We start from the raw sequence: 8504 nt of genomic DNA on the forward strand, positions 1-8504 counted from the left end.
GCGCTTCTCGATCCGCATCTCGTGGATCACGGTGTGCATTCATGCGATGGGACTTTAAGGTGCGGACAAATGGTGTTCAGCCAAATTGCCGACTAGGGCAGGACAACTGCCAGGTCGCCACCGGCGCTCATATGTGAGCGCGACTGGTCGGCGCCGGGATAGCTACCTGGCCAGACGTTATCGCAAGCCGCTTGCATCCAGTTACAGTCAGGCGAAAACACAGCCCCACCCGGGCTGCCACTGCAGGGAGGATTGCCATGGGCTACGGCTACCGGCGACGCAGTTATAGAAGCTGGCGAAGCCGCGGATACGGGCGGAGCCAAGCTCCGTCCAAATACATCCAGCTCTTCCGCTCCTTCGGTCAGGTCGTGGAGGAAATCCGAAGCGCGTTTTTCGCGCTCGACGACGACGCCCTAGACGAACTGTTCCAGGACTACGGGGCCATCCACGGCAGCTCTGCCGAGGCCTACGCTCGCAAGACGTTCCCCGCATGGAAGAGCCGCAAGACCAACCTCTCCGGTCAGACGCTTGAGCGCCTCGTCGAGCTCGTTCCACCTTACCTCCGGTCGGAACAGCGCATGGACCTTGCAAAGCTTCTTGCGAAACAGCATGAGAAGCGGCATTCCAAACCCTTCAAGAGCGTGCGGATCAACATCGAGGAGCCGCAGGCCGCCTTCGACGAGATTCAGGCAGCGCTAAATGCGCTCGAAACGCAAGATGTTTTGGCGCACATCCCTGAGCACGTTATGAATGCCGCCGCGTGGCTCTACGACGACGACGTGACCGCAGCCCGCGCAGTCCTTGCCGAGGCAACCCGCGCCCAGAACGAGTCCATGAAGGCATCAGCGCGCCGAGAGTTGGAAGTTCTGAAGCGCACCATCCTAAGTGGCCAGGTGAAAGCCGCGAACTATTCAGTTGAGCTACCGGCCGGTACGCTCATCGTCCATGCGTACACGCCTCCAAAAGGCCTTCTCCACAGCTTGTTCGGCTGGCTGAAGTAGCCCCTCACGACAACTCCAAACCTCACGCACAGCTATGTCAGACCGCAATCTTCCTGCGCCCAGCGAAGGCTCACGTCGCTCCCCGACGCTGCATGACAACGGCCTGCGAGCCGGAAACCTGATTGATACCGCCATTTCTCGCCTCGACGACGAGCAGGTTAGGGCGCTCGGCGTCAAAGCTGGCGAGGCCGCGCTTGAGCTGCAGAAGCGCCAAGCGCAGCACAACATCGACTACGTGGCTGGCAGGAAGGTTGTCGAGGATCACATCGACACCTGGGATGCCCTCAACAAGCAGGGAAAGACGACAAGGCAGAGCGTCACGACCGACGTCAACGTCGGAGCCGGCCGCATGAGTATCGAAAGCAAGTCCGGCGCTACCTGCTTCGTCGCGACCGCCGCCTACGGTGACTGGCGACATCCGGATGTGGAGTACCTCCGCTGGTTTCGAGACAACGTCCTCATTGAGTCGTTCTTCGGTAGAGCGTTCACGAAAACGTACTGGATCGTCGGCCCGCAGTTTGCCAAGCTCGTCGCGCCATTTCCCGCGGTGCGGGCCGCCGCGCGAGGTGTCCTTGGGGCGTTGGTTCGCTCGCTGCGCAATCGCTATGGTGACCATTAACAGCAGGGTCAGCCAGCCCTTCGAGAGCCTCTTGACCTGTCGAGCGTTAGCGTGCTGAACCAATCCCGAGTTGAGCTGCGCCGATTGGAACTTGACGCCGCAGTCAAGGAGCACGCGGAGCTCTGGGACGCATGGAAGGTCATCGAATCCAAAGCGCAACCGGTCTCCACCACCGCAGGGGTGTTCTTGGCCGGCGTCTTTGCGTATGCATCGCAGCAGTCGAGCAACGGAACGATCCTCGAGAAATCGTTGCTAGTTCTTTTGGCCATCGTTCTCTTAGCTTCTGTGGTGGAAGCGCTCAGAACCATCTGGGTCGTGACTGTCAGCTCACCGCATCTTGGCTTGAAGACCAAGGAGGAGGTCGACCTGATCCTCGCCAGGACGCAGCCACCAGACAGCCTGGAAGCGCGCTACGAGGGGCTGCTCTCCGACACGGCGGGAAGATGGTTGGCAGCCTGCGAAGAGGTGAGGGCAAGTCTGGGTCGCAAGAGTGGGCTACTCATCCGCAGTTTGCGGTGGCTAGCGGCCGCGGCGGCCATCACGGCGGTGTTGATACCGGTCACGCTGTTCTGCCGACCATAAGAGGGGGATGCATGCTTTGTCTAATTTGCGGTACGCGGGATGTGACTGGTGGCGGTAACTACTGCGGCGTCTGCACCAAGCCGATGGGAAAGCCGAGACCTGGCGTGCATCGCGATGCGGGCTCAGGGCAATATGTCAGCAAGCGAGCTGGCACAACGGCAAGTAAAAAGGCTGCGGCGAAGAAAGCCGCCGCGCCGGCCAAAAAAGCAGCGCCTTCGAAGCGCTAAATCAATTCTCTGGGGCACTGAAGCACCATGTCCACCGAACTGGAGCCTCAAGCACCCGTCCCGGCACCATCTGAGCCTCGCGGTTTCAACATCTCCCGCGGGGTGGCGTTGCAACTCGTCGGGCTCCGCATCGAGGTCGACGACAACGGAGAGCTGAATCTAAAGATTCCTGCTTTGAACCTACGCCTGGACACCTCCGTCCACTGGCTTGAAATTGCGATGGATCATCTGGCTGCAGCCAAAGCGGCGGATGCGGCACTGGTCACAGCGCATTCTGAAGGTAAGGGCCTGGGTGACCTTCAGCCGACTTTCAAGGCCTCGATGCAGGCCATCGTTGCTAGCGCTACGTTCTTCGAAGCCATCTATGCCGCAGCCAGGGATCGCATGCCTGCTGGCCGTCAGGCGCCGCTCTCTGCAGATGGCTCGGGGGCGAGACGGTCGCGTCAAGTCACCGAACAGCTGAAGCGGGCCTTTGGTCTCAAGCCAGAGAAGGTGACACAACTAGCAGGTCTGCTCACCGACCTATATCGCCTTCGGGATGAGGCGGTGCATCCTTCATCGTCTTTCTCGCCGTCAGTTGTCCACCCGCAGTTCGGTGTTCTCGTAGAGCGCCGCTTCGCGACATACACGTACCCACACGCTCTCTTCTCCGTGCGGGTCGCCTGCGCGTACTGCAAGGTTCTGGCGATCATCGGGAAGAAGGATGGTCCGAAGGAAGTTCACGAACTCGCGCAGTGCATGCTGGACGCAGGTGAGCCGTTGTTCCAAGCTTGGGAAGAATCGTATGGCCCCTTGCTCGACGGGTGAAGTGGACCCGCTGTGCAACGGCAGGCTCAGCCAGACCAACCCTCACCGATGCGGTCCAAGCAAGCGTTGCAGCCGCGCGTGCGGCGGTCGCGAAGAAAGTACGCGCTAGGTGGACGAACCAATAGCGCTATTGTGATAACTATTGTTAGCGCAATAGCACTGTTATTCGTCTAAAGTGGAAGCTGGAGAAAACGCGGAGGCCCCGATGAGCCGGACCAAACACGTCGCGGATGCGCAGGGTGCGGTCGCCGGAAAGGGCGATTTGCCGAGTCCTGACGCCTTGGCGGCACTTCGCGCCTGGTCGAGCGGGCTTTCGGCGCGCGAAGCCGTCCACCGCTATCTGCTAAACAGCAAGGCAGATGGCCAATCGTCCAGGGCGTTGCTCAGCGCAACGCGCAGTCAACTGGTCGAAGCTGCTGTTCACCGGCGCCGCCCAGACTTGGTGGTCATCTTCGAGGCCACTGAGAGGGGCTCTTCCGCAAGATCGGACCTGCCTTTGAACTTGATGGAGGCGATGGACGACCTGATGGCCAGCCCGGTCCTCCCACCCCGCCTGATCGATGATGTGGAAATGTGGTTCAGTGCGCGTACTTCAGCTGCATTGCATGCTCTAAAGATCCGTACGCTGGGGGAGCTGACGGTGCGCGTCCCTAGGCGCCGGATGTGGTGGGTCGACATCGACGGCCTGGGTGCGCGTGGCGCAGGCAAGGTCACCGCGTTTTTTGCCGAGCACCCTGAACTAACGGAGCATGCACGCGCGCTGCTCGGTCCAGAAGCACGAAGCGAGATCGAGCCGTGGGAGCGAGTCCGATTGCCCGCGGAGCTTGACGGCTCCACCGGGCGGTTCCGAGCGCCTGCAAGTACGTGCGCCTTGAACGCCAAGAATGACTACGAGGCGGTGTCTGCATGGCTTGAGCGGCACGAGAGCGCTGCCACGCAGCGTGCCTACCGCAAGGAGGCGGAGCGACTGCTGCTCTGGGCCATCGTCGAGCGCGGCAAACCGATGTCCTCGTTGGCGGCCGAGGATGCAACGGCGTACCGGGCGTTTTTACGTCGTCCAACGCCGCACATGAGGTGGGTTGGTCCGTCGAAGTCAAGGTCGTCTCCAGACTGGCGGCCTTTCACCGGGGGGCTTGCGTCCAAGTCAGTGGCTTACGCGCTGACGGTGCTGAATTCGCTGTTCCGCTGGCTGACCGAGCAGCGCTATGTCACAACCAATCCATTTGCCGGCCTGAAAGTCCAAGGTGGTGCCCACGATGGCCCGCTGGATCCGGCCCGCTCCTTCACCGAAGGGGAATGGACATTGGTACGGGTGATCGCCGACGGGCTGGAATGGTCCTACGGTTGGGACAAGGCAGCAGCTATCCGTCTACGGTTCGTGCTGGACTTCAGCTATGCGACGGGGCTTCGCAATAGCGAATTTGTGCAGGCAAAGCTCAAGCAAATCTTTACTGGCGACGATGGCAGCTACTGGCTGGAATTGGTTGGGAAAGGGTCCAAGCGCGGTCGCGTTGCACTGCCGCCGATGGCGATGAGTGCTTTGGACTGCTATCTGCTCGCCAGGGGGGTGCCAACCACGCCTTCGAAATGGCGGCCTGACACGCCGGTGGTAGGCCGAGTTGCCGCAGACGAACTGGGCGCGATCTCGTCGACGCGCCTATGGGCGGTTTGTCGGCGCTTTTTTGGGCTGGCCGCGTCGGTGGTGGACGAGACGAATCCAGGTTTGGCCGCAAAGCTTCGCAAGGCGTCTCCACATTGGATGCGACATACGCACGCATCACATGCGCTGCACCGCGGGGCAGAGCTGACAACGGTGCGTGACAACCTGCGTCATGCCTCGATAGCGACGACCTCTACCTATCTGCATGGCGACGACGAGAAGCGAACCAAGCAACTTAGGGAGGCGTTCCCTGCCTCCTAGACGGCACGCTATGCCGAATTGCGATGAGTGCGCACTGCTGTTTTTTCGGCGTGTTGAACCGTCATCAGCCTTGAAAAGGGGGCTGGTCAAAAGAGATGATCTTTGCGACCCCTGCGGCTCGGCTGTTGAGGGCCTCCTCTACTGAAGCACCAGATCGCCTCGTCGCCGCCACGGCACGTGTGCTGTAAAGGCCGAAGCCCGGCCAGAGTAGCCAGAAGAGGAGTGTGATGATGGCAACGCCGATGACCTTGGCTGACCACGCGGCGGGCGATGCAACCACCAATAGGCAGAGCAAAGCGCATCCCGTCACGATGACGGCGAGGCTCGTCCAAGCAAGCCATGCCAGCACCCACGACCGTCGGACCGCAAGCCGATCTCCACGCTTCCTGACATCCCTATTGAGAGCCAGCAGCTTCAAGTCCGCAGAGGGAATGTGGGACAGCGCACCTGCATCGATGGCGGACTCAAATGCCGCAGGGGCGGCGCGCCAGTTTTTGATGTATCGCTCAATGCGGCGGGCGCGCTCCGTTGCGATACGTGTCTGCATCGCCTCTTCGCCGTGCTGCTCCAACGCTTTCGCCACCCGCAGTTCTTGTCTCCGCCGACGTAGATGGTGAATCCACACGCCCGACCAGAAAAAGTTTCGGGCTTCGCTGACAGCATGAATGGCGTCAGCAGTCCGGAACGCGACCATTCGAGCGACGCGACTGAATGATTCGGCAGCAAGGAAAAGACGTCCTGGCACTACAGTCCCGTGACCTTCTTCAGTGACTTCCGCAAAACTTCCAGATCCATCGGCTCCTTGAGACGCTCATCCAGTGCCGCGCACAACAGTTGAGCGAAGCGGATCCTGGCATCGATTGACAGCGCCCTGCCTTCGGCGTCGACACAGTACTCATCGCACAAGCGCATGACGTTCCACAGGGTGTCACGATGCACGGTGAGCCATCGATCGGACTCGGTCGGGAAACGCTTTCCCAAGAGCACGTAGACAACGTCCACACCTGCCTCATGCAGACGCAGCAAATAGTCGGCATCGGGAAGGCGGATATCGTTTTCGTAGTAGTGCTGGCTCGTGCGCGAGACCGAGCCGATGCCCGCAGTCTCAGCTTGGCCAAGCTTCACTCGATCGCGTTCCTCGCGCAGACGCTTCCCAAAGGTTAGGGGGTTCTGGTCAGCGCGCAGATCCGTATGCTCCTGTTCATGTGAGGAAACACGGTCATCCATATGTTCACTTTTTTGAACAATCTTTGAAGCGTTCGAAGCCTTTGTTGACATGGACCTCAAGATACATGTTTCCAACGTCGAAGACGTGCGTAAAGAGTTCGCTGCTCGGGGCTTGAGCGTCAGCGAGTGGGCGCGCGTACAGGGCGTCTCTGCAGCGCTGACCTACCAGATCCTCAGCGGTTCGCGCCCCCTTGGGAGGCGTGGACAGAGCCACAGAATATCCGTGTTGCTCGGACTCAAGGCGGGAATCGTCGCGTCAGCCGTACATGAGCTGGAGTTCGTACACACGCCGACCGTTGACGCCGATCGGCGTCTCCAAACACAGGAGGTGGCGCGGTAGCAGGAAGCTGCCTGACCCGACGCGGAAAAAAAGCGGCTCCCAGTACCACCTGGGAGCCGCCGGCGTGGCTCGATGTCTCAAGCTTCCTAACGCTTGTCTTCATATTCTTCATATGAGGGCGTCCTGTCAAGCCTTTTTCGTGCTCACCACCGACGCTTTGCCCTGTAGGTGAAGCGACATGAAAGGCTTGAAATGTCACAAAGTTTAGAAGGTCGCGCCCCTTACGGCGCCGACCCAATGGCCGCGCTGGACCGTTGGCCAACGCAACCGACTCTGATCGCCGGCATGGTCGTCTGTGCCTTGACCCCAGATCAGCTTTTCTGCCCGCCGTCCAAGATTTTTCTCGCACAAGACCCAAACACGTTGTGTGTGTGTCTACTGTCCGTGCGGCCGGAGATGAACGCTCCGGATCTGCTGACTTTCATCGATCAAGCGCACGTGAATTTGAGCCGGCTTCCAAAGAAGCAATCAGCAAGTCGTCGGTCGACGAGCGCCGCAGAAACGCATCGAGAGCGCTCGGTGTCGATTTTCGATCCCCTTGTGAAGCGCAGGAAGCCGAGCTGACAGCTGCTGGCTTGCGGGTCCCGGTAGGCAGCGCAAGTCGCTCGCCGCCAGCGGAGCGCCTGGCGCAACCGCGTATGCAGAGGCAGGCAGTCGCTGATTACGGCTGATTGGCCGCGCTGCTTTCCAAAGGAACAACAATGTTTGAACCGCTTGATCGCAAGCGCGTGAACGCGCTGTTGCGTGAATTCCAGGTGTCGGATAGTGGCCTGAAATACGTTGATGCAGCTCTCGCCGCACCTTCGACAAATGTCCAAGGCACAAGCCGCAATGTTGTATCGATCATGCCATCCGCGAAGACTGGCATGGTTACCCAAACGGATTCCAAAGACACCAAATTTCCTTTTGCGCTCGCTGCGTTGTTCGATCCGAAGTGCTTAGGCGTGACGACACAGCCCCCGCCGTTCGAGATCCGGTACGTCGGCAGAGGCGGCAGGAAGGTTCGGACGCGCTATTCACCATCGGCGCTTGGCTTCTACACACACCGAGGCGTCGTCATTGAGCATTGGGAACCTGCCACGTCGCGAGGACGGCTCGATGAACTCTATCCAGGCCGCTACAGATTCCGAGCGGATGGCACCTTTGGGTGTGAGGCTGTAGAGGAGATCATCCGACCGATGGGGTTTTCTTTCGTGCTGCGATTCGCGGACGAACTGTCAGAAGTCGGAAATCGAAATCGTCGGCTCCTATATTCATACACGCAGCCTGCAGCCGAGAAGGAATACCTTAAGAAGCTTCCTGAACTGATGCATCTGTTTGAAAAGCGGTGCCAGATCAGTGTTGAAGAGATCTTGCTCTCTGGCACTGAGAGGGATGTCTTGTACTTTGCGCTGGCAACGAACCGGCTGGATTTCGACTTTGACGCTGTGCCGCTCGCGACTCAGGCGTCAGTCGCTCAGGTCTTTAAAGATTCCAACGTTCGCGCGGCGTGGGAAGCAGCAGTCCGTCCAGATGGATCGCGACCCTCCTTTGGAGTCTCCACTGAATGCCGTGAATTACAGGTCGGAGATGAACTTCTTTTAGACGGAAAGCGAATAGTGATTCGGTACGTCGGAGCGACGAGCCTCATGCTTCGAGATGATCGCGGCGACCGAATTGCTCTTGATTTCTTGGATCTGGAGGCAGCCAAGAAGGAGGGTAAGTTGGTGCTTCCTGGCAATCTCGGACTTGCTACGCCGAAGTCACGCTTCTATTTCGCTAAGCCTGCGCAACTTGAAAA

10 protein-coding genes are annotated in these 8504 nt (G+C 59.6%); 8 read left to right on the top strand and 2 right to left on the bottom strand.

The window, feature by feature from the left end; all coding sequences use genetic code 11:
- Window positions 1-257: 257 nt before the first annotated feature.
- The 5 genes from ACXRVZ_RS06435 to ACXRVZ_RS06455 all read left to right on the top strand — a co-directional run bounded on the left by ACXRVZ_RS06435 (window position 258) and on the right by ACXRVZ_RS06455 (window position 5157).
- Window positions 258-1001: a hypothetical protein gene (locus ACXRVZ_RS06435; protein ID WP_458232256.1), complete on the top strand. Its 744-nt coding sequence runs from the start codon at window positions 258-260 to the stop codon at window positions 999-1001.
- Between the two features lie 34 nt (window positions 1002-1035).
- Window positions 1036-1620, top strand: coding sequence for a CFI-box-CTERM domain-containing protein (locus ACXRVZ_RS06440; RefSeq protein WP_458232257.1), 585 nt, complete (start codon window positions 1036-1038; stop codon window positions 1618-1620).
- 51 nt (window positions 1621-1671) lie between these two features.
- Window positions 1672-2202 carry a hypothetical protein gene (locus tag ACXRVZ_RS06445; protein ID WP_458232258.1) on the top strand — a complete coding sequence of 177 codons (531 nt, stop codon included), beginning with the start codon at window positions 1672-1674 and terminating at the stop codon, window positions 2200-2202.
- Window positions 2203-2456: 254 nt separating this feature from the next.
- Window positions 2457-3236: a hypothetical protein gene (locus ACXRVZ_RS06450; protein ID WP_458232259.1), complete on the top strand. Its 780-nt coding sequence runs from the start codon at window positions 2457-2459 to the stop codon at window positions 3234-3236.
- Between the two features lie 205 nt (window positions 3237-3441).
- Window positions 3442-5157 carry a phage integrase family protein gene (locus tag ACXRVZ_RS06455; protein ID WP_458232260.1) on the top strand — a complete coding sequence of 572 codons (1716 nt, stop codon included), beginning with the start codon at window positions 3442-3444 and terminating at the stop codon, window positions 5155-5157.
- Window positions 5158-5221: 64 nt separating this feature from the next.
- Here the strand turns inward: ACXRVZ_RS06455 and ACXRVZ_RS06460 are convergent, their stop codons facing one another.
- Entirely contained in the window at window positions 5222-5851 is a 630-nt protein-coding gene (locus ACXRVZ_RS06460) for a hypothetical protein (protein ID WP_458232261.1), read from the bottom strand.
- Between the two features lie 50 nt (window positions 5852-5901).
- Window positions 5902-6435: a helix-turn-helix domain-containing protein gene (locus ACXRVZ_RS06465; protein WP_458232262.1), complete on the bottom strand. Its 534-nt coding sequence runs from the start codon at window positions 6433-6435 to the stop codon at window positions 5902-5904.
- On the opposite strand from ACXRVZ_RS06465, the gene ACXRVZ_RS06470 reads away from it, so the two are divergent.
- From ACXRVZ_RS06470 to ACXRVZ_RS06480, 3 genes are all read left to right on the top strand, one after another.
- Window positions 6434-6724 carry a hypothetical protein gene (locus ACXRVZ_RS06470; RefSeq protein WP_458232263.1) on the top strand — a complete coding sequence of 97 codons (291 nt, stop codon included), beginning with the start codon at window positions 6434-6436 and terminating at the stop codon, window positions 6722-6724. The two genes, ACXRVZ_RS06465 and ACXRVZ_RS06470, sit on opposite strands and share 2 nt — an antisense overlap.
- A gap of 237 nt (window positions 6725-6961) precedes the next feature.
- Entirely contained in the window at window positions 6962-7288 is a 327-nt protein-coding gene (locus ACXRVZ_RS06475; RefSeq protein ID WP_458232264.1) for a hypothetical protein, read from the top strand.
- A gap of 137 nt (window positions 7289-7425) precedes the next feature.
- Window positions 7426-8504: hypothetical protein (locus ACXRVZ_RS06480; RefSeq protein WP_458232265.1), on the top strand; the 1079-nt coding region annotated here is incomplete at its 3' end.

Source organism: Roseateles sp. P5_E8, assembly GCF_054177665.1.